We start from the raw sequence: 20,799 nt of genomic DNA, 5'->3' as shown, positions 1-20,799 counted from the left end.
GATTATCTTTGTAGCCGATTTTTTATCGAATTACCAACTAAAAAATAGGGAATAGTAATCATGTTAAAGAAATTATTGATTTTGTTTATTGCCTTGGCGCCATTGGCAGCCATGGCGCAAGAGGTGAAAATTGCCATAGTCAATGCACAGGAGATTTTTGCTGCGATGCCCGAAATTCCGAACATTGAAACCCAACTTGGCAAAAAGCAGGAAGAGATCACAAAAAACATTCAGGCGCTGGAGGACGAATTCAACAAGAAAATAGAAGAATTTGAAAAAAATCCTGCTACCTCTGATGCTGTGAAACAGGACCAGCAAAAACAAGTGGGCCAGATACAGGAGAGATACCAGACCTACATGCAAAACAGCCAGCAGGAAATAGGGCAACTACGTCAACAACTGCTCGAGCCGTTGAATAGAAAGATAATGGATGCTATCAAAGCGGTAGGAGATGAAAACAAATACACCTTTGTTTACGACGTATCTTCCATGCAATCTCCATTCATGTATATCACACCCACGGCCGTAGACATTACACAACAGGTAAAAACGAAGTTGGGCATCTGATAATGGTAAATTCCTACAAAAAAGGCTCTTCGCGCATGCGAAGAGCCTTTTTTGTATCCGGATAAAGAAGAGAGTAAATTTACATCCCTTTTATCACCAGCAGGGGCGTATCGGAATGGAATATCATTCTCCTTGCAATTCCCGGATTGAATATCCTTGCGAAAATATTGCGCCGTGAGCTCGACAGGGATATCATGTCTACCTTGTTCTCTTCCGCGAACTTGTCGAGTGTCACTTCCAACCCCTCATTCTGATCGATCAGTTTATATTCGATCTCCAAATGGGGATAAATGTCGGAAAAACGTTTCTGAATACCCGACAATTTGATTTCGTTCCACACGTCCTCCTTCTTTGCAATATGTGCCAGGTACACTTTTATAGGATATGGCTTCAGAAATTTCATCATGAGATCAAACGCCTTGAACTCACGCTCCTGGAAGTTGGTAAGAAAAACAATAGTTTTCATTTCGGAAAGACTTCTTATTTTGGCCCCCTCAGGAATAGCAAAAACAGGGGTCCTGCAACCATCCATCACTTCAGCGGTAACACTCCCGATCAGGTCCAGTTCCTTGGCATTCTTTCCTCTCGTTCCCATCACAATGGCAGTCGGACGCATCTTCTTGGAATAGGTAATGATTTCCTCTTCAGGCAGGCCCTCCACCAACGCGGTTTTATAAGATATTTCCGGTATGGAACCGGCGGCAATCCTGTTCTCAATCTTCTCCACCAGACTCTGCATTTCTTTTTCCGTCCTGTTTCTGACGTCCTGAAAAAGATCTTTATCGGTAGTCTGCAGGGTAAAAGTATCCCCAAAGGGCACCGATGCAGGGTAGAAAGGGGTAAAGAAAGCATTCAACAGTTTTACTTCGCAGTCCAGATCACGTGCCAGACGAAATCCGAACTCACATGCGACCAGAGAATAATCGGAGAAGTCGACCGGAATGAGGATCTCTTTCTTCATCTTTATCTGGTCTTTCGCTTCCATATCCGAGGTAAAATCTACCTCTTCAATGATCCGGAGTGCTCTGGGGAGATCACTCTCGTTGATCCGCACACGTACGTTTCCGGGTACTACCGGGTCGATCATCTTTATACCGTGTATGACCGCCGGAATTCCCTCCGATTCAAGGATTGATTTTAATATATGTGCTTTTTCATACGTATGGATGGCAACGGTAACCAACTTTTCGTCGTTTGAATCGCTCTTTTTTTTATCTTTTTCCATACTATCATCTTTTTAGGCATCCGGAGGAGGTATCTCCTACAAACGCCTGTGTTAATTCAGAGATAAAAACCCAATATCGAACCGGAAAGTGATCAATAATGGGTTTTCATTTTTTATTCTACCTCTTCGGTTTCAACCGAATCGGGTTCGGGATAATCTTTAAGACCAAGAATATTCAACGCCTTATCAAAGATAGTGGTATCATCGAGCACAACAATACCACCATTGGGACCGGGCTCAATATGTATTCCTACACTCTTGCCTTCCTTGTAATTGTATCCACCAAAATAATTCCTCACGGTTTCGGGTTTCATGTCCAATTCCGTGGCTATCCGGTGGATACTACCGTCAGGGAGTTTGTCTTTCAGTTCTCTCAACTCGTTAAAAGTAATTGTTCTTGCCATGGCTTTCTATTCTTTATATTAATAATGCAATTTGGTAATCTATTCATGCCATAAACATACACAAAAAAACAGAGAAACCAAATTTTTTTATTAGAATCTTTACGAAAATGTTGCGTCGTTACCTGTATAACATCTTCAATGAGGTAAAGTTGCTAAAAAAGGACTAAAAATGGTAATAACAAGCAGATATAAAAGGATAAAAACAGCCAGTACCGTACCTTCTTTCCTGCCGTAAGCGGTATGCCTGCGGAATGATGGGGGACCAATAAGGGCTTTTCTCAGTGCTGTATAAATCGTGTATAAAAGGAGCGCTACAAGAGACCCCACCATCATTCCCGCCAGAATATCCGAAATAAAATGTACCCCAAGATAGATGCGGGTATAGCTGTTGATTATCGCCCACAGAATTGTACAGAGTGTCACCAGACGGTTTTTGAATACCAGGGAAAGGAATACGGCAAGCCCGAAACTGTTGGTGGCATGCCCCGAAATAAAGCCGTATCTGCCGCCCCTGTAGCCGTTCACAATATCTACCGTATCCATGAAGTCAGGATGATGGGTAGGGCGGAAACGTTCAAAGAAGGGCTTGAAAAAAGAGGATGAGATCTGGTCGGTAGCCACGAATACGAGAATAAAGAAAAGCGTGACCAGGATGGCCTCCTTCGGGCGAGTACGGTAAAAAAAGATAAAGAGGATAAAAAGAAAAAGCGGGATCCAGATAAACCGGCCGCTGATCGTCCACATCACATTGTCCAGAAACAACGACTCGCTGCCGTTCAGGGCAAAAAAGAGATCGCGCTCTGAAGGAAGTAATCCTTCCACAAATTCTTTCATATTTTTTATTTTAGATCCAAGAACCGAGAGTCAGGAACCAAGACTATTTGGAATTCCGAAATTTCACCATCAAAATCCTCCAATCAATATATTACACCTATTGACATATTATTCTCATTGGCACATTAGTTTATATCACCTCCAGATTTTGTTGGTGAATCCAACCCACACTGCCGTCGGCAATCTGAATTTCGAACCAGTTGCCATCACTGTTTCTGATCTTTACTTTGGTGCCTTCATGCAATTCGAAAAGTTGATTACTGCTCGTATCTGGCGATGCATTGACCGTTGCGGCTCCCACCATTACAATGGCAGAGTCCCTCCGGATACGTTCTCTTTTCTGACTAAAGGCGAAGATATTTGCCGTAATCATCAACACCAAAAACACAATCCCAGCATAAAAAGCGCTCTTTCTTGCCCAGAGCGAACGGATAAAAAGATAGACGGCAACACAAGTCAGAAAGAGGATGAAGAGCACAATGCCAGTAGTAGCCCATTGATTGGAACTGAACATATTCCTGACCCCCCTGAACCAGTTGGTAAGAAAAAGATTGGCAGCGGTGTCTATGCGGTCTACAGTACGATTCTGTGCAAACCGGAGATTATGCCGGATATCACCATCCCCCGGATCAAGAAGAAGTGCCCTCTCATAGTACAGGATCGCTTTTCCCAGTTGATTATCCCGGAAATAGGCGTTCCCCAGGTTATAATAAAGTTGTGCCGACACCCGGTCTTCAGCTATTCCCTGCGCTATAATCTCTTCATAAAGCGCTATGCTTTCTTTATAGTCCCGATCGCGGTAGGCCTGGGCAGCAGCCTCCGGCGTGCCTTCCGATACCGTTCCGGTAACGATTGGCATAGTATTGCCGGCCTGCGGAACGGTATCGGAAACCTCCTGCCCCACCGCCATCTCCACACCACAGCACAGGATCAAAATAAAAATCAATATATTCCGTATCATAATTTGAGTAAACTAAAAACCAAAAGTGAATTTTCTTAGGAACGAGTGCAGAGTCAAGTTTACTTGAACTCTGCCGAGTGACAACAGAAAATCAACATAGTTAAAAGTGAAAATTTTAATTATCACATCTTTATATCAATAAAACAACTCATCAACTTTTTACTTTCCTCAATCTGTTCTCCATCTCGCCGATAGCTTGCACCGTGTCGTTGTAAATCCGGTCCATCTCCGCATTACTTTCGGCAGGGGCATACCGGGCAAATTCGCAGGTATCCAGAATCTCTATAAACTTGCCTGCCAGCTGTTCACTGATTCCTTTTCGCGACAGTTCCTCTTCGATATTGTTTCTTGAAAGGCGTGCCAGCGATATGGACAGTTTATCGCTGAAATATCCCCATATCGCGCGGAGTACTTCATCGTAGAAATGCTCCTTATCCTGTTCTTTGAGATACCTGTTTGCCGCTTTTAATCTCTTGATAGCCGTTTTATTTGCTTTCCGGGTACGCATCAACGCCACATTGGCATTTTCACGCGCCTGCTTCCGGTTAATGATATACAACAGGATCAGTATCATCAGCGGGATCAGATACCCTAGCCAGTAGTTCAATGAACCCACGAAGAATGTAGTTCCCGAAAGATAGGCCGGCTCGCCTGTCTTCAGGAAACGTATATCCTGCTCTACCTTCACATCCTGCCGGTTTACAAAGGTGTTTGCCGTACTGCTGCCCGGATCCCCTTTCGCTATCTGCAGCTTCTGCTCAGGCATGGTCAGTGTTTCGTACCGGTGCTTGTTCGGATCGAAATAAGTAAATTCTACGGACGGTATGGTATAGGCTCCTTCGTAACGCGGAATAGCCATATATTCAATTTTTCTGATCCCGGCCAGTCCGTTAGTGGTCACATTCAAAGAGTTAGCTACTGTAGGGTCATACACCTCGAAATTGTTGGGGAATTCTATTTCAGGATCCCGTATCAGTTTCATGTTCCCTGTGCCCGATATTTCCAAGATCACGGTGATCGCTTCATTGGCCTTTACTTCCGTGGAATTGATACCGGATTTCATTGTGAAGGTGCCTACCGCGTTGGCGTAGCTGGCAGGCTTGTTTGCCGGAAGGGGTTTTACGTTGATCGATAAGGGATTTGTGGCCAATTCTTTCTTCACATCCACCATCACCTCCTGAGTGCCGAAGAAGGTGGACACCTTTCTCCCTGACGGGACTGAAAAGACCATTTCCAGACTTCCGCGCGGAATGGATATCTGGCCCGACCGCTGAGGGAACAACAGTGTCTTGCGAAGATCGGCCGTATAATAGTTTCTTCCGTTGTACCGCTCCAACTGCAATTGCTGGTTCGACGGAAGGTCAATTTCTTCTACCATAAAACCCTCGAATTCTGGAAACTGTATCTTCCCGAAATTCACCACATTCAATGTGGTATAAAGCCGGAATGTAACGGTAAATCCCTCCTGTTCATAGGGGTCGTTCTTAGAGACAATGGCCCTGATAAAAGCATCATTAGCCGAAACAGTGGCCGTACCGGATGAACGCTCTTCGCTCCGGCCCCCACCCGCAGAAGACCTCTGCGATGATGATTCGTCGGGGGGAAGCACTTCTATTTGCAGGGAATTGGATTCGTAATTACTCCCGTCCACCTTGATAAATGCAGGAGGAATGGTGAATTTCCCCGTTTTTTTCGCCCTCAGGATATAAGTATAGGCGACAGAACTTTCGGAAGTGGTTTTACCGTTCACAGTCTGCTGGCTGAAACTGGTAGATGGTGTGGGGCCGAAGAGAATCTCAAAATCTGGAATATCGGCCAGACGAAAATCCCTCCCCTCCTTATTCGTCAAGATATAACTTAACCTGAACTGCTCCCCTTCGACTACCGTCGCCGGCGCAGAAGCCTTGAATGTTACCTGTGCAGATACCTTGCCGGCACCGGTAAGCAACACAGCGAAAAGAAGAAAAAATATATAGATACGCTTCATAGGGCTTATTTCATTTTTCATTCTTCACTTTTAATTTATCAATATATCGACTCATTGGCACATTGGCATATTAGCACATTCATCAATTATTTTTTACCAATTCTTATTATTCCTCCTGTTATTTTCAGCCTGCTCTTCTCTCTCCCTGGCTTTTATCTGTTGCACCTTTTCCTGCGTTTCCCGTTCATCCTGTTCTATCGCCTGAAGCAATTGCCGGGCATTGTCGCGTGACATCTGCTCGGGCTGCTCGGGTTGTTCGGCGCGCTGCTCCTGATCCTGTTCATTCTGCTGCGGCTGTTGCTCCTGTTGCTGGTCTTGCTGTTGTTGTTCCTGTTGCTGATCCTGCTCTCCCCCGCCCTGATCCTGTTCTTCATCCTGGATCATCTTCTGCACCACCGCCAGGTTATACCGCGTCTCCTCGTCCTGAGGGTTCAACCGCAATGCCATTTTATAAGCCTCCATGGATTTTTGGAGCTCTTTCTTTTGCAGCATCGTATTCCCGATATTATGCCATCCGGCAGAGGCTTCCACCGGATTTTCCTGTTCCAGTGAGATATAGTGATTGTATTTCTCAATAGTCTGATCCCACTCTTTTTGCCGGTAGAGTGCATTCCCGAGGTTAAAATTCGCCTCTTTGGAGGCGGCATTTTCTTCCACCGCCTTTTCATATAATTTCGCCGCGTCAGAAAACTTTTCCTGCCGGTACTCCTTGTTCCCTTTGCGGATGTTCTTCCGGACATCTTTTTGCGCGGAAACAGCTACAGGAAGCATCATCCCTACCATAAGAAATAAGATGTATTTTATAATAAACCTGTTCATTCGACTCCTTTTTATTATTTCAGATTCAAGATTTCAAATTCAAGATCCGGCTTCCGAACTTCTTAGGGCAATTTATTTATCCTCTATCGTACGAAGCTCGCTATCTTCTATCCTGTATCCCTTATCATGAGAAGCACACTATCTTGTGTCAAATCATCAAATTCACCTTTTCACTTTTAGTTTTTCGCTTTTCATTTTTCACTTAAACACCCTCACATTCCTGAACAGCGGATTCTTCTTGTCATAAACGAGAATCTCCACCAACAGGATTATCAACAGGATCCAGGCAAGCATGGAAAATTTCTCATCGTATTCCGAATAGGAGAGGTTGGTAGTCTTGCCCGTTTCCAACTCATCGAGCTGTGTTTCCAATGCCCGGATGGCACTGTTGGAATTATCGGCCCGGACATATAATCCCCCTCCGCTCTGCGCTATTTCCATCGCCACCTGTTCATTCAGGCGGGAAACCACTACATTGCCTTCGGAATCGGTCATAAAGTTACTGCCATATTCCGTGGAGGGTATCGGCGAACCGTCGGGCGAACCGATCCCCACCACATTGATCATCACGCCTGCTTTTGCCGCTTCCGCAGCGATATCAACGGCGCTTCCCCCGTGATCTTCACCGTCGGTGATGATCACCATCGCCTTACTCATCTCCTGGTCACCCGAAAAAGAACTCACTCCCAGGCTGATCGCCTGCCCTATCGCGGTACCCTGTATCGGGACAAGGCTCGGGTCGATGGTGTTGAGAAATATCTTTGCCGACTGGGTATCGGACGTCAGTGGCATCTGAACATATGCCTCTCCTGCAAATACGATCAGCGCTATCTTATCATTCCGGCGCAGGTCGATCAGCCTCGAGAGAATCTGTTTAGCCCTCGCCAACCTGTCAGGTGACACATCTTTGGCCAGCATCGAATTGGATACGTCAATGGCTATTACCAACTCAATCCCTTCTTTTTCAACCGTCTCCACCTTTGTACCGAATTGCGGGCGGGCAATCATAAAGATGCCGGCACACAACGCCGCGAAGATAAGCCAGAATTTGAGGTAGGAACGTTTCAGGGACAGTTCGGGCATCATCCTCTTGAGCGTGGACAGATTACCCATCTTCTGTACGTCTTTTCGTTTCCTGATGTTCAGATAGATGTATATCGCCAGCAACAGAGGCATAGCGAAGAACAACCATAAATATTCCGGATTTCCGAATCTAAACATATCTATCGCATTTTATTAAGGTATACTCCTTAGCCACGTTCTTCGTAATAACAATTCCAACAATATCAATCCCAGGGCAGCCAGCGCGAAAGGAAGAAATAATTCCTTGCGGCGTGTCACATTCTGCACGCTGATCAGGTATTTTTCCATCTCATCGATTTCGTCATACACCTGGCGAAGCCCTTCGGTATCCTGCGCCCGGAAATATTGTCCTCCGGTCATCGCAGCGATCTCGGTAAGTGTTTTCTCGTCGATATCCACAGGCATATTCTGCACCCTGATCCCATATGGCGTATTTACGGGGGTCGGGGCCATTCCTTTGGTTCCTGCTCCCACCGTATAGACACGGATGCCATAGGAACGTGCCAGGTCAGCGGCGGTGAGGGGAGCGATCTGACCGCTGTTATTGGTGCCGTCGGTAAGCAGGATCACTATACGCGACTGCGACTCACTATCTTTCAGCCGGTTCACCGAAGTAGCCAGCCCGAGTCCGATCGCCGTACCATCCTCTATCATGCCGAACTCTATTTCGTTGAGCAGATTCAACAAAACCTTATGATCGGTGGTGAGCGGACATTGCGTGAAACTCTCCCCGGCAAAGATCACCAATCCGATATTATCGTTGGGGCGGTCGGTGATAAATTCAGCCGCCACCTTTTTGGCCGCCTGCAGGCGATCCGGTTCCAGGTCCTGCGCGAGCATGGAACCTGATACGTCGAGCGCCATCACTATATCGATACCTTGCGTCTCCGTCTCTTCCCAACTGTTGACCGACTGCGGACGGGCAATTACAACGATGATCAACGCAACGGAGAGCAACCGCAATACAAAGGGAAAATGGCGCATATAAACCCTGAAATCAGGCTTCATTTCCCCGAAAGCGCTGGTAGAAGCCAGTTTGAACGAAGCCTGGGTCTTCGAAAGGCGCAACACATACCACACGATTAGTGGGATAATCAGCAGCAACAGATATAGATATTCAGGATGCAGAAATTCCATTCTTATTTACTTTTAATACTGTTATCCGGTTTGTTTCCACTCTCTTCCTCTCCTTCCGGCTCCCCTTCCTTCGTAATGGGATCAGGCTCTCTGGTCTGGTTTATGAAGAAATAAGCATTTACCATGCTCAGGTCATTTTCATCGGGATAAGGCCTGTATTTTGCAAATTTCACCAGATCGGAAGTCGACAGGATCTGTTTCAGGTTTTCATACGCCGATTCCACATCCGTTGTTTTCCGTATCTCATTCAGGATCTCTCCCGAAGTCATTTCCATTGCATTGATCCCTTCCCGTTCATAGATATAGAAGCGAAGGACCTCCGTCAGTCGGCTATAGAATTCTTTCTCCCTCCCCTGTTGCCATATTTTCTCTGCTTTGAGCCTGTCCAGTTCGCTGAGAGCACGCACATGTGCCGGCAACACCACCGGAGGTTTAAAGAAATAACCTTTTTTCTTTTTCTTCAGGACGAGATAGATAATAACACCTATCAAGCCAAGTATCAGCGCAATTCCCAATATAATCCAGCATATCCAGAGGTAGTCTGTCCATACGAAGGGCGCTTTCCGTACGGATTTTATATCGTTAAGTTGCAGTTGCCTGAAATCGATAGAATCGGTCTCCCCCTTATGGATCCGCTCCAGATAGGCCAGCGTGGAATCGGAAAGTTCCGGGGATGTGACCTTTAATCCGAACGAATTGGAGAAGATAGTGTCGGTACCGTCGAAAATCGGGATAGAGGGTACATGGTACAAGGTGGAATCGAAGGAGGTGACCACGTACTTGAAATTGAGCGTCATCACATTGTTTTCAATAGTAGTATCGGGTGGCAGCATGGCAATCACTTCGATACCGGGAATCATCTCCTTTTCGTACACCGGAAAATGGATGATCTTATCTTTCGGGGTGATTACCTTCAGGTTGACCAGCGCCTGTTCCCCGATCAGAATTTCAGTGGGCTGTACCGTCGCCTGTACCGAAGCCTTCTGCGCGGCAAGGGAAGTGACGAATATAAGGCATAGAGCAACCGCAGCTGCCCTATGTAATAATTTAATATGTTGTTCTTTCCGTCCCAAAGTTACTTTCTTTGTTTAAATAATTGCAGTAACGACTTCACGTAATCACTTTCGGTCGAGACCGACACACTGTCTACCCCGCTCTGGCGGAAGATGTTGTTCATCGATACCTGCAGATCGCTCCACCATGACCGGTACCGGTCCCTCACTTTTTTAGAGGAGGTGTTGATCCATCGCTCCTCTCCCGTTTCAGGATTCCTCACCTTCATTAGCCCAACCGGATAAAGTTCCGTACCCAGCGTATCGTACACCTGAATAGCCGCCACATCATGCTTCTTAGCGGCAATCCGGAGCGCCTGCCTGTAATCGCCCGCATCAATAAAATCCGATATCAGGAAAGCGGTACACCGCTTTTTGATGGCATTGGTCATATACCGGAGTGTCACGTTCAGGTCCGTCCCGTTACCTTCAGGCTTGAATCCCAGTATCTCACGGATAATGAATAGGATATGCTTCTTCCCTTTTTTTGGAGGAATGAATTTCTCCACCTTATTGGAAAAGAAAATAACCCCGATCTTATCGTTGTTCTGAATAGCGGAAAATGCCAGCGTTGCCGCGATCTCCGCCACTATATCGCGCTTCAACAGCGATTTGGAGCCAAAGCCCAGGCTCTCCGACACATCGATCAGCAGCATTACAGTAAGTTCACGTTCCTCTTCGAATATTTTGATATAGGGCCGGTTGTAACGCGCCGTCACATTCCAGTCTATATCGCGCATATCGTCTCCGTACTGGTACTCCCGAACCTCAGAGAAAGCCATACCACGTCCCTTGAACGCAGAGTGGTATTCTCCCGCGAAGATATTCCGCGAAAGGCCCCGCGCCTTGATCTCTATATGTCGTACTTTTTTAAGTAGTTCGGTCGTCTCCATGTGTAACTGCCTTTTATCTCCTTACGGTACCTCTACCCTGTTCAGAATCTCACTGACGATCTCCTCGGAAGTCATGTTATTGGCTTCGGCTTCATAAGTAAGACCGATACGATGGCGAAGCACATCATGGCATACGGCACGGATATCTTCGGGAATTACATAGCCGCGGCGTTTGATGAAGGCGAAGGCACGGGCGGCCAGCGCCAGGTTAATGGAAGCACGGGGTGATGCCCCGAAGCCGATCATCTCTTTCAGGTTCGCCATACCGAACTGGTCGGGGAAACGTGAGGCAAACACGATATCTACAATATACTTACTGATCTTTTCATCGATATATACCTCCCTCACCACTTTGCGCGCCTCTAAAATGGCCTCTTTAGAGATAACCGCCTTATCTATGGTAAGCGGTTCGAAAATATTCTGCCGGATGATCTGTTTCTCTTCCTCCTTGGATGGATAGGAGATGATCACCTTCAGCATAAAACGGTCTACCTGCGCTTCCGGCAGCGGGTAAGTGCCCTCCTGTTCGATAGGATTCTGTGTTGCCATCACAAGGAAGGGATTGGGCAGCGGATAGGTCTGTTCGCCAATGGTGACGTGACGTTCCTGCATTGCTTCAAGCAGTGCGCTCTGCACCTTGGCGGGAGCACGGTTTATTTCATCGGCCAGCACGAAGTTGGCAAAAATGGGACCGTGTTTCACCAGAAACTCTTCATTGCGCTGGCTGTAGATCATGGTTCCGATCACATCGGCAGGCAACAGGTCGGGGGTAAACTGAATACGGCTGTAATCCGCATCGATCAGTTGAGCCAGCGTTTTAATAGCCAGGGTTTTCGCCAGCCCGGGTACTCCTTCCAGCAGGATATGCCCGTCCGACAATAATCCGATCAGCAACGACTCCACCAGATGTTTCTGTCCCACGATCACATGGTTCATCCCGGCAACGAGGGTCTGGACGAAGCCGCTTTTTTGCTCTATTCTCTCATTTAGCTCCTTAATATCGACAACTTGGCTCATACTTTTTTATTATTGAAGTGTGGATTTTTTTTCGACATACAAAATTAGAAATGTTAAAGAGGATTCTTATAGTTTCAGGGTTAAAAATGTTTAAGTCTGTATTATAACTCCATTTCGAAGCGATGGGCAAAAGCTTCTTTCATCCGGCCGGAAACCTCCTCAAAGTCGGTTTCACTCCCCCGTTCCCTCTGCATGGAAGTCACACCGCGATCCCTGAACCCACAGGGATTGATATAGTTAAAATAGGAAAGATCGGTATTAACATTGAGCGCCAGGCCATGCATCGTCACAAAACGGCTTGCCCGCACACCGATGGCGCAGATCTTCCTTGCTTTGACCGGATCGCCTGCGTCAATCCATACTCCCATTGCCTTGTCGTCTTTCTCACCCTTGATCCCGTAGGATTCCAACGTCTCTATCACCACCTCTTCAAGAGCAGAGATATAACTTTTCACTCCCATCCCGAACGATTCCAGATCGATGATCGGATAGGCTACCAACTGCCCCGGCCCGTGATAGGTGATATCCCCTCCGCGGTCGATGGTATGCAGGTCGATATTCCTGCTTTTACAGACATGATTGGCAATCAGCAGGTTTTGCTTGTCACCATGTTTACCAAGGGTGTACACATGCTCATGTTCGCAAAAAAGGAGATACTGCTTTTTATCTTCCTTCTTCTCCGATTTTTCCCGGACTACCGATTCGAACAGCTCTTCCTGGTAATCCCACGCCTTCTTGTAACGGATGCGTCCGAGGTTTTCAAAAATCACTTTTTCATTCATTATTCAATATTCCAGATTTGGCTACGCAGATTCTTAATTCAGATTCAAATTTTTCAGAGTTTCAGTGTTCTATCTTTTTTATCGTGTGAAGCACATTATCCTTTATCATTCGAAGCATCTATCTTTTCACCGTTCTATTTTATTCTCATTATTCACGTTGACTCATTGGCACATCGGCACATTAAACATGTCTCTCCGCATGATAGGAAGAACGGACCAACGGACCGCTCTCTACAAACTTAAACCCTTTCTCCAATCCGATGGCCTTGTATTTCCGAAACTGCTCCGGCGATATATACTCCTTTACCGTCAGGTGCTTTCTGGTGGGCTGAAGATATTGACCGATCGTGAGCACCTGGCACCCTACGTTGATCAGGTCGTCCATCGTCTCCAGCATCTCCTCTTCTGTTTCTCCCAAACCGACCATCATACCCGACTTGGGTTTCACTTTGCCGCTCTTCGCGATCGTCTCTATCGTCCTGAGACTGACATCGTATTTGGCACGGCTACGTACCTTCGGCGTCAGGCGCCTTACGGTTTCCATATTGTGCGATATGATTTCGGGGCCCGCTTCTATCACTTTATAGATAAGGACTGACTCCCCGTTGAAATCGGGTATCAGGGTCTCGATCGTCACCCCGGGGTTTCTCTCTTTGACACGTCTGATGGTAGTCGCCCAGAAACCGGCGCCGAGATCGGGCAGGTCATCCCTGTCCACACTGGTAATCACACAGTGCTTCAGGTTCATCTTCTCAATGCTCTCGGCCAGCCGATCCGGTTCGCCCCAATCGACTATTCCCTGCGGACTGCCTGTTTTCACGGAACAAAACCTGCACGCACGCGTACAAATATCGCCCAAGATCATAAAGGAAGCGGTTCCCCTGCCCCAGCATTCCGACAGGTTGGGGCATTTCCCACTTACGCAGATCGTATGCAGTCCTTTTTTTGCGATAATCTCTCTTACATCCAGGTATTGCTTCCCCTGGGGAAGCGATATTTTGAGCCAATCCGGCTTCCTTACCATTAATTCGGGTTTATTCTCCATATTCTTTAACTTATTTCTTCCGCCGCATCAGACAGATAAAAAAACAGATCCTGCCTGCAGCACAACGAAAAAGTGACTTTTTAAAATGCTATACAGAGAACAAAAATACGACTTTATTCGGGTATTACCCAATTATCGGCCTTGCATACGATTAAATTTCATAATTTCCAGATTCAAGATTCAAGATTTCAAGTTCCAGATTCCCGCATCTCGGATTTCAAATTTCAAATTTCAAAATCATCAAACCGTTTAATCACATTAGTCACATTGGCACATTAGTATTAACTCCTAACTATTTTTAAACGGCTACCCTACTGTTTGTAACCGCAAAAGATTTATCTTTGCCGTTAAAACGCAGTTAGAGCAGATCATATTGGATTTCCGACTATTACATACCGACCCCAGATCGAATGCCCGGGCGGGCTTAATTTCCACCGACCATGGAGAGGTGGAGACACCCGTGTTTATGCCGGTAGGCACCGTAGGAAGCGTAAAAGCAGTACATATCAGCGAATTGAAAGAAGATATCGGAGCACAGATCATTCTGGGCAACACCTACCATCTTTATCTGCGTCCGGGAATGGAGATCCTGCAACAGGCCGGAGGCTTACACCGCTTTAACAGCTGGAACAAGCCGATGCTTACCGACAGCGGCGGATTCCAGGTATTCTCACTGACGGAAAACCGGAAACTCTCGGAAGAGGGAGCCGAGTTCCAATCGCATATTGACGGCTCCCGGCATTTCTTCACACCGGAAAAGGTGGTCGATATCCAACGGATCATCGGCGCCGATATCATCATGGCTTTCGATGAGTGTACCCCCGGGGATGCCGATTACGCCTATGCGAAAAAATCACTCGACCTTACGGAACGGTGGCTTGACCGCTGTCTGACCCGCTTCCACGAAACGGAATGTCCCTACGGACACGGGCAGGCGCTTTTCCCCATTGTGCAGGGTTGCGTATATCCCGATCTCCGCCGCCGTGCGGCGGAAAATGTGGCGGCCAAAGAAGCGGACGGTAATGCCATCGGAGGGCTTGCCGTGGGCGAGCCTACCGGAAAAATGTACGAGATGGTAGAGCTGGTTAACGAGATACTGCCGAAAGATAAACCGCGCTACCTGATGGGGGTAGGTAAGCCGGAAAATATCCTGGAGGCCATCGAGCGCGGTGTGGACATGTTCGATTGTATCATGCCCACGCGCAATGGACGTAACGGGCAGATCTTTACCAAACAGGGAGTGATGAACATGCGCAATGAACGGTGGAAAAACGACTTTTCACCCATCGAAGAGGATGGAGCTTCGTTCGTAGACAATCTGTACAGTAAAGGCTATCTGCGGCACCTTATCAACGTCGACGAAATATTGGGCCTGCAAATCGCTTCCATCCACAATCTGGCCTTTTATATATGGTTGGTACAGGAGGCAAGAAAGCATATCATCGCCGGTGATTTTTCGGAGTGGAAGCCGGTGATGGTAGAAAATGTGACCAGACGATTATGAAGAAAGAGAACGATTTTCTGAAATTAAAACGGTTAGACAGGTACATCATTAAAAAGTTCCTGGGAACGTATGTCTTTATGATCGCCCTGATCATTTCGATCGCCGTGGTGTTCGACATCAACGAGAAGATCGACAAGTTCATGACCAACAATGCCTCACTGGAGGGTATTATCTTCGATTACTATTTCAATTTTATTCCCTATTATACCAACCTGTTCAGTCCGTTGTTCGTCTTTCTTGCCGTCATCTTTTTTACTTCCAAGATGGCGAACAATTCTGAAATTATCGCCATCCTGTCGAACGGCATCAGCTTTAAACGATTAATGAAACCCTACATGATATCCGCGTTGGTGGTCGCCATCTTCTCCTTTGTCTTCGGGAGCTATCTGATCCCACCGGCCAATGCCACACGCATTGAGTTCGAGCAGACCTATGTGGATCCGCGGAAAAAGGTGCTGGGCGATCGCGATATCCAGTTCAGGGTAGGACCCCAGACCATTGTTTACTTCGGAAACTTTGACATGACCAGCAAAACGGGATACAATTTCTCCATGGATCATTTCGACAGCCTTCAACTGGCGTCGAGGCTCACGGCACAATCGATCCGCTACGACTCGGCTTATCACTGGACCATTAACAACTATCAGGTCAGGCGCTTTGAGGGACTGAAGGAGACCATCACCAAAGGTACATCAATAGACACCACCTTACAGATCGTTCCCAACGATTTCATCATCGCCAAGACCGACCAGCAGATGATGACCTCACCTCAGCTCCGCCGTTACATCCGGAGTCAAAAAGAACGGGGGCTGGGAAATATCCAGGCATTCCAGATAGAATATCACTCGAGGATAGCCTCCGTGTTCTCGGCGTTTATCCTTACCATTATCGGAGCGTCGATCTCAGCGAGAAAAGTGAAAGGGGGGATGGGGCTCAATATTGGTATCGGACTGGTGTTAAGTATGGCCTATATCCTTTTTATGACCATAAGTTCCACCTTTGCCGTGAAAGGAGGAATGAGCCCGTTTATTGCCGCCTGGATACCGAATATCATCTTTACCGGAATAGCGTTATATCTGTATAAGAGAGCGCCGAATTGATTTGTGAGTGAACGATATGACGATGTGAATAATGTGCCCATAAGACTAATGGGATTAATAAGGTTAAATAATTTAATGATGAGTCGATGTGACAATTTGTTGATTTCACGATTTGGTGATGAGTAATTCAATTAGTAAATCGGCACATTAACAATTTAGCACATTAGTTTAGCTCTTTAATCTAAATGATATGATACGGAATATACTGATTTTTATTTTGATTGTGGTGGCATGGCAGACAAAAGCGCAGACAAATTATCCGGCCATTGTCATCGAGACCAATTACGGCACAATGAAAGCCATATTATACGATGATACGCCCGTGCACAGCAATCACTATCTGAAACTGATCAGGGAGGGCTATTTCGACGGCACTCTCTTTCACCGGGTAGTAAAGGATTTCGTCATACAGGGAGGAGCCCAGGATTCACGCAATGCTCCTGCCGGCGCACAGATTGGCGGCGGACGTACCGATATGGAACTGATGCCGGAATTCCGCAAGAACAGGTTCCATAAGAAAGGGGCGCTGGCTGCCCCGAGAAAAGGAGATAACGAAAATCCGCAGAAAAAATCGGATGCTTCACAACTCTACATCGTACAAGGGAAAGTCTATACGCAAGGACGGCTCGACACCATGGAAATGGCTGTAAATGTCCCCATCAAGAACGAACTTATACGCACCCATTATTTACCGCACAGAGAAGAGCTGGACAAACTGAAAGAAGCGAATGACGCAAGAGGATTCAACGCACTCTTAGACTCGCTTTTAGGTGTGGTGGACTCACTCTACGCGATAGCTCCGGGTAAATTCTTTCTTCCCGAAGGATTGAAAGAAGCATATACTACTCTGGGCGGCATAGACCGCTTAGATGGAAAGTATACCGTTTTCGGGGAGATAACCGAAGGGTTGGAAGTGATCGATAAGATCGCCGCCCTGCCTGTCGACGGCAACAGCCGCCCCGAAACCGATGCTAAAATTATAAGGATCTATGTAGAGTAACTGTACGTTTGTCCGAAGCCTACCCTGGCCGGTCACTCAATATTTTTTCGCACCTCTGTCAGAAAGCCTTTCATCCGTTCGGAATCTTTCGCACCGATAATATCGAGCAATTCCCTCAACTTCGTGCGGATCCGCTCTACCTGTTCCGAGGTATAGGGGTTGAACAGTATCTCGGTGAGCAGGAAATCGTCTTCCGACAACAGCCCCTGGGCGATGGCCATATGCCGTTTGAAGGTGGTGCCGGGCGCATCCTGGTGTTTCATCACAGAAGCGAACACCAGCGTCGATGCAAAAGGGATAGAAAGTGAATAGGCAATGGTCTCATCGTGTTCGCGGAATGAATATTCAAACACGTTCAACTTGAGGTGCTGGTACAAGTCCCTGAAAAACACCTTTCCCAGATGCGACGATTCGGAAATAATGATAGCGCTCTGCGTACTCAGGTCGCTCAGACTGGCAAAAGTGGGGCCGAACATAGGATGGGTGGAGACAAACGGGCGGGTACGCTCCCTGTAGAACTCCTCCAATCCGGTTTTTACCGAAGCGATATCACTCAGGATGCATGTCTCCGGCAGATAGGACAATACGTTATGGAATGCCGGAATGGTATATTTGAGCGTGGCGGCGTTGATCACCAGCTCCGGGGCAAAACCTTTTACTTCGGCCGCATCGGTCATGCGTTGCGTGTTATAAATAAACCGTAACTTTTGGGGATCGGTATCCAGCACCGCCACTTCATGCTCAAAACTGAGCACATCGGCAAAGAACGATCCCATCTTGCCGGCTCCGAGAATTAGTATCTTCATATATTTGGGATATTTCTGATTAGTAATTTATTGATTTACCGATTAGCAGATTAGCAGATAAACCCACAAATCGTCACATCATAAATCATCAAATCATTGAACCTTTTTTGCTCTCTCCATGACCACCATCTGCTGACGTACCGATTCCGAGTGAATGGCTTCCAGCACCTTTTTGATGAAATCTCCCGACATCTCCATCCGCTCGCCCTGGCCGGCGCGGTCGGTCAGTATCTGATCATACCGCTGCGTCTGCAGGATAGGCATATCATGCTCCAGCTTATACTGCCCGATCTCCCTCGACACACGCATCCGCTTGGCCAGCAATTGCAACAGTTCATTGTCCAGTTCGTCGATCTGGTCACGCAATACGGAGAGGTCTTCCGTGGTCTGTACCGTATCGCGGATCACAAGGTTGCCAAGGACCTCTTTAAGGGCAGCGGGTGTGATCTGTTGCGCCTTATCGCTCCAGGCATCGTCTGGTGAACAGTGCGACTCAATGATCAATCCTGAATAATTGAGATCCATAGCCTGCTGGCTTAATTTCGAGATCAGGTTGCGATCCCCTCCGATATGGCTCGGGTCACATAGCATGGGTAGTGTAGGGAAACGCCGTTTCAACTCGATGGGGATATGCCATTGGGGAAGATTACGGTATATGGTCTTATCGGTTGTGCTGAATCCGCGGTGTATTACGCCCAATCTTTTTATCCCTGCGTTGTACAACCGTTCCAAAGCGCCGATCCACAGTTCCAGGTCGGGGTTGACAGGATTCTTTACCAGTATGGGAATATCCACCCCCTTCAGCGTATCGGCGATTTCCTGTACTGCAAAAGGATTTGCCGCCGTACGTGCGCCGATCCATAACATATCGATCCCATATTTTAAGGCCTCATAGACATGCTTTTCAGTGGCTACTTCGGTGGCCATGTACATGCCGGTCTCCTTTTCAGCCTCCATCATCCATCTGAGCGCGGGACTGCCCACTCCTTCAAAACCGCCCGGCTTAGTCCTGGGTTTCCACACGCCTGCCCTGAATATTTTCACTCCGGCAGCCACCAGTTGCCGGGCAGTGCCTATCACCTGTTCTTCCGTTTCCGCACTGCAGGGACCGGCAATCACGAGCGGCCTCTTGTCGTCTATACCGGGTAATAAGATTGATTCGAAATTCATATATCTGTTTTATTATAGTTGCAATTTAGAATTCAGAAATTAGAACTGAAAAATTGGTATCCCCAAATTTTTCACTTTTCGTTTTTCACTTTTCGTTTTTAATTTATCAATATATTGACTCATTGGCATATTGGCATATTGGCATATTGCCCTATTCATCCTCACATCGTTAAATCAGTAAATCAGCTAACCAACATACTTCTTTATCCTCTGGTACGCTTCCTCCAGTTTCTCTGCCGACGAGCCGAGTGAAATCCGGATAAACCGTACCCCATTATCGCCGAAGATAGCTCCCGGTGTAATAAACACCCTCGCACTGTAAAGGATATCATCGATAAATATTTTACTATCCGGAGCATCCGCCCTGAGCCTGCCCCATACGAAAAGTCCCACCTGGCGTTTGTCGTAGCTGCACTGCAGCAGATCCATGATCTTCTCCGCCCACACGCGGCGCTCCGCATAGGTAGCGTTCATCGCGGCATGCCATTCATCCGGATTCGACAATGCGGCAACGGCAGCCAGTTGCATCGGCTTGAACTGACCGCTGTCGATATTGCTTTTTGCCTTGAGGACCCATTTTACAAATTGCGGATTGGATGCCAGCATTCCCATACGCCAGCCCGACATATTATGTGATTTACTCAATGAATTCAGTTCAATACAGATATCCTTGGCGCCCGGCACCGACAGAATACTCATCGGCTGGTCGTTCAGAATAAAGCTGTAGGGATTATCATGGCAGATAACAATATCATGCCTTCTACCGAAGTCCACCAGTTTTTCGAACAACTCCACCGACGCGTTGGCGCCGGTAGGCATATTCGGATAGTTGATCCACATCAGCTTCACGTTCGACAGATCCATTTTCTCCAGCGCCTCAAAATCGGGCTCCCAGTTATTGTCTTCCAGCAAATCGTAGGGTATCACCTGCGCTCTCAGCAGGTTCGAGACTGACCGGTAGGTAGGATAACCGGGATCAGGCACAAGGACGCCATCCCCAAAATTGAGAAAGGTCATTGAGATATGCAGGATACCCTCTTTCGAACCGATCAGCGGCAATACTTCCTCCTCCGCCAGCTCCACCTGATACATCTTTCCGTACCATTGGGCATATGCTCTCCTCAGTTCGGGAATACCCGTATAGGGCTGATAGGCATGCACATCGGGACGTCTCGCGGTTTCGCAAAGTGTCCGGATGGTCTCGTCCGACGGCATACGGTCAGGGGCGCCTACCCCCAGACTGATCACATCCTTCCCCTGGGCATTCATGCGGGCGACTTCCGCCAGCTTCACCGAAAAATAGTATTCCGAAATCGATTTAATATGTTCGGCAGGTTCTATCTTCATTTTTTAATTATAAATTATCATTAGTGGGCACTTAAATAAAAAAATAGTTCTTTGAAATCTTTTGTA

General features: G+C 47.1%; 20 protein-coding genes. 4 read left to right on the top strand and 16 right to left on the bottom strand.

Annotation, left to right across the window (positions count from 1 at the left end; genetic code table 11):
• The first annotated feature begins 60 nt into the window (after window positions 1-60).
• The gene (locus Q0502_RS10390) at window positions 61-567 is read left to right on the top strand and encodes an OmpH family outer membrane protein (RefSeq protein ID WP_298650415.1); all 507 of its coding nucleotides are present in this window, start codon (window positions 61-63) and stop codon (window positions 565-567) included.
• A 79-nt stretch (window positions 568-646) separates the two neighbouring features.
• On the opposite strand, the gene Q0502_RS10385 is transcribed toward Q0502_RS10390, so the two are convergent.
• The 13 genes from Q0502_RS10385 to lipA form a co-directional block, all read right to left on the bottom strand.
• Window positions 647-1,792 carry a universal stress protein gene (locus tag Q0502_RS10385; RefSeq protein ID WP_298650413.1) on the bottom strand — a complete coding sequence of 382 codons (1,146 nt, stop codon included), beginning with the start codon at window positions 1,790-1,792 and terminating at the stop codon, window positions 647-649.
• A 113-nt stretch (window positions 1,793-1,905) separates the two neighbouring features.
• Entirely contained in the window at window positions 1,906-2,196 is a 291-nt protein-coding gene (locus Q0502_RS10380) for a DNA-binding protein (RefSeq protein WP_298650410.1), read from the bottom strand.
• Between the two features lie 135 nt (window positions 2,197-2,331).
• Entirely contained in the window at window positions 2,332-3,030 is a 699-nt protein-coding gene (locus Q0502_RS10375) for a phosphatase PAP2 family protein (RefSeq protein ID WP_298650407.1), read from the bottom strand.
• Between the two features lie 130 nt (window positions 3,031-3,160).
• Window positions 3,161-3,991 carry an SH3 domain-containing protein gene (locus Q0502_RS10370; RefSeq protein WP_298650404.1) on the bottom strand — a complete coding sequence of 277 codons (831 nt, stop codon included), beginning with the start codon at window positions 3,989-3,991 and terminating at the stop codon, window positions 3,161-3,163.
• Between the two features lie 151 nt (window positions 3,992-4,142).
• The gene (locus tag Q0502_RS10365; RefSeq protein ID WP_298650402.1) at window positions 4,143-5,999 is read right to left on the bottom strand and encodes a BatD family protein; all 1,857 of its coding nucleotides are present in this window, start codon (window positions 5,997-5,999) and stop codon (window positions 4,143-4,145) included.
• A gap of 72 nt (window positions 6,000-6,071) precedes the next feature.
• Window positions 6,072-6,797 (bottom strand): tetratricopeptide repeat protein, encoded by a 726-nt coding sequence (locus Q0502_RS10360; RefSeq protein WP_298650399.1) that lies wholly within the window; start codon window positions 6,795-6,797, stop codon window positions 6,072-6,074.
• 198 nt (window positions 6,798-6,995) lie between these two features.
• Window positions 6,996-8,018 (bottom strand): VWA domain-containing protein, encoded by a 1,023-nt coding sequence (locus Q0502_RS10355; protein ID WP_298650397.1) that lies wholly within the window; start codon window positions 8,016-8,018, stop codon window positions 6,996-6,998.
• Window positions 8,019-8,033: 15 nt separating this feature from the next.
• Window positions 8,034-9,017 (bottom strand): VWA domain-containing protein, encoded by a 984-nt coding sequence (locus Q0502_RS10350; protein ID WP_298650395.1) that lies wholly within the window; start codon window positions 9,015-9,017, stop codon window positions 8,034-8,036.
• Window positions 9,018-9,019: 2 nt separating this feature from the next.
• Window positions 9,020-10,090: a hypothetical protein gene (locus Q0502_RS10345; RefSeq protein ID WP_298650392.1), complete on the bottom strand. Its 1,071-nt coding sequence runs from the start codon at window positions 10,088-10,090 to the stop codon at window positions 9,020-9,022.
• Window positions 10,091-10,092: 2 nt separating this feature from the next.
• Complete coding sequence (locus Q0502_RS10340) at window positions 10,093-10,962, bottom strand: DUF58 domain-containing protein (protein WP_298650389.1); 870 nt, start codon at window positions 10,960-10,962, stop codon at window positions 10,093-10,095.
• Window positions 10,963-10,983: 21 nt separating this feature from the next.
• Window positions 10,984-11,979, bottom strand: a complete 996-nt coding sequence (locus tag Q0502_RS10335) for an AAA family ATPase (RefSeq protein WP_298650386.1) — start codon at window positions 11,977-11,979, stop codon at window positions 10,984-10,986.
• 101 nt (window positions 11,980-12,080) lie between these two features.
• On the bottom strand, window positions 12,081-12,761 hold the full coding sequence (gene lipB / locus Q0502_RS10330; protein ID WP_298650383.1) for a lipoyl(octanoyl) transferase LipB: 681 nt from the start codon (window positions 12,759-12,761) through the stop codon (window positions 12,081-12,083).
• A gap of 181 nt (window positions 12,762-12,942) precedes the next feature.
• A complete protein-coding gene (gene lipA / locus Q0502_RS10325) occupies window positions 12,943-13,806 on the bottom strand; it encodes a lipoyl synthase (protein ID WP_298650380.1) in 864 nt (287 codons plus the stop codon).
• A 373-nt stretch (window positions 13,807-14,179) separates the two neighbouring features.
• On the opposite strand from lipA, the gene tgt reads away from it, so the two are divergent.
• The 3 genes from tgt (at window position 14,180) to Q0502_RS10310 (ending at window position 17,410) form a co-directional block, all read left to right on the top strand.
• Entirely contained in the window at window positions 14,180-15,310 is a 1,131-nt protein-coding gene (tgt, locus tag Q0502_RS10320; protein ID WP_298650377.1) for a tRNA guanosine(34) transglycosylase Tgt, read from the top strand.
• On the top strand, window positions 15,307-16,410 hold the full coding sequence (locus Q0502_RS10315) for an LptF/LptG family permease (RefSeq protein ID WP_298650372.1): 1,104 nt from the start codon (window positions 15,307-15,309) through the stop codon (window positions 16,408-16,410). Before tgt ends, Q0502_RS10315 begins: the two co-directional genes overlap by 4 nt.
• Before the next feature lie 190 nt (window positions 16,411-16,600).
• Window positions 16,601-17,410 carry a peptidylprolyl isomerase gene (locus Q0502_RS10310; protein WP_298650369.1) on the top strand — a complete coding sequence of 270 codons (810 nt, stop codon included), beginning with the start codon at window positions 16,601-16,603 and terminating at the stop codon, window positions 17,408-17,410.
• 32 nt (window positions 17,411-17,442) lie between these two features.
• Here Q0502_RS10310 and Q0502_RS10305 read toward each other — a convergent pair whose 3' ends face one another.
• The 3 genes from Q0502_RS10305 to Q0502_RS10295 form a co-directional block, all read right to left on the bottom strand.
• Window positions 17,443-18,216 (bottom strand): prephenate dehydrogenase/arogenate dehydrogenase family protein, encoded by a 774-nt coding sequence (locus Q0502_RS10305; protein ID WP_298650366.1) that lies wholly within the window; start codon window positions 18,214-18,216, stop codon window positions 17,443-17,445.
• 93 nt (window positions 18,217-18,309) lie between these two features.
• The gene (locus Q0502_RS10300) at window positions 18,310-19,386 is read right to left on the bottom strand and encodes a bifunctional 3-deoxy-7-phosphoheptulonate synthase/chorismate mutase type II (RefSeq protein WP_298650364.1); all 1,077 of its coding nucleotides are present in this window, start codon (window positions 19,384-19,386) and stop codon (window positions 18,310-18,312) included.
• 186 nt (window positions 19,387-19,572) lie between these two features.
• A complete protein-coding gene (locus Q0502_RS10295; protein ID WP_298650362.1) occupies window positions 19,573-20,733 on the bottom strand; it encodes an aminotransferase class I/II-fold pyridoxal phosphate-dependent enzyme in 1,161 nt (386 codons plus the stop codon).
• Window positions 20,734-20,799 lie beyond the last annotated feature (66 nt).

It is taken from the genome of uncultured Proteiniphilum sp. (assembly GCF_937873925.1).
Taxonomy (GTDB): Bacteria; Bacteroidota; Bacteroidia; order Bacteroidales; family Dysgonomonadaceae; genus Proteiniphilum.
Note: the sequence above shows the minus strand (reverse complement) of the source record. Positions and strands in the feature narration are given on the sequence as shown.

Coding starts and splice junctions, on each gene's coding strand:
- Q0502_RS10390 (WP_298650415.1), top strand. CDS start 61: ATGTTAAAGAAATTATTGATTTTGTTTATTGCCTTGGCGCCATTGGCA.
- Q0502_RS10385 (WP_298650413.1), bottom strand. CDS start 1,792: ATGGAAAAAGATAAAAAAAAGAGCGATTCAAACGACGAAAAGTTGGTT.
- Q0502_RS10380 (WP_298650410.1), bottom strand. CDS start 2,196: ATGGCAAGAACAATTACTTTTAACGAGTTGAGAGAACTGAAAGACAAA.
- Q0502_RS10375 (WP_298650407.1), bottom strand. CDS start 3,030: ATGAAAGAATTTGTGGAAGGATTACTTCCTTCAGAGCGCGATCTCTTT.
- Q0502_RS10370 (WP_298650404.1), bottom strand. CDS start 3,991: ATGATACGGAATATATTGATTTTTATTTTGATCCTGTGCTGTGGTGTG.
- Q0502_RS10365 (WP_298650402.1), bottom strand. CDS start 5,999: ATGAAAAATGAAATAAGCCCTATGAAGCGTATCTATATATTTTTTCTT.
- Q0502_RS10360 (WP_298650399.1), bottom strand. CDS start 6,797: ATGAACAGGTTTATTATAAAATACATCTTATTTCTTATGGTAGGGATG.
- Q0502_RS10355 (WP_298650397.1), bottom strand. CDS start 8,018: ATGTTTAGATTCGGAAATCCGGAATATTTATGGTTGTTCTTCGCTATG.
- Q0502_RS10350 (WP_298650395.1), bottom strand. CDS start 9,017: ATGGAATTTCTGCATCCTGAATATCTATATCTGTTGCTGCTGATTATC.
- Q0502_RS10340 (WP_298650389.1), bottom strand. CDS start 10,962: ATGGAGACGACCGAACTACTTAAAAAAGTACGACATATAGAGATCAAG.
- Q0502_RS10335 (WP_298650386.1), bottom strand. CDS start 11,979: ATGAGCCAAGTTGTCGATATTAAGGAGCTAAATGAGAGAATAGAGCAA.
- lipB (WP_298650383.1), bottom strand. CDS start 12,761: ATGAATGAAAAAGTGATTTTTGAAAACCTCGGACGCATCCGTTACAAG.
- lipA (WP_298650380.1), bottom strand. CDS start 13,806: ATGGAGAATAAACCCGAATTAATGGTAAGGAAGCCGGATTGGCTCAAA.
- Q0502_RS10315 (WP_298650372.1), top strand. CDS start 15,307: ATGAAGAAAGAGAACGATTTTCTGAAATTAAAACGGTTAGACAGGTAC.
- Q0502_RS10310 (WP_298650369.1), top strand. CDS start 16,601: ATGATACGGAATATACTGATTTTTATTTTGATTGTGGTGGCATGGCAG.
- Q0502_RS10305 (WP_298650366.1), bottom strand. CDS start 18,216: ATGAAGATACTAATTCTCGGAGCCGGCAAGATGGGATCGTTCTTTGCC.
- Q0502_RS10300 (WP_298650364.1), bottom strand. CDS start 19,386: ATGAATTTCGAATCAATCTTATTACCCGGTATAGACGACAAGAGGCCG.
- Q0502_RS10295 (WP_298650362.1), bottom strand. CDS start 20,733: ATGAAGATAGAACCTGCCGAACATATTAAATCGATTTCGGAATACTAT.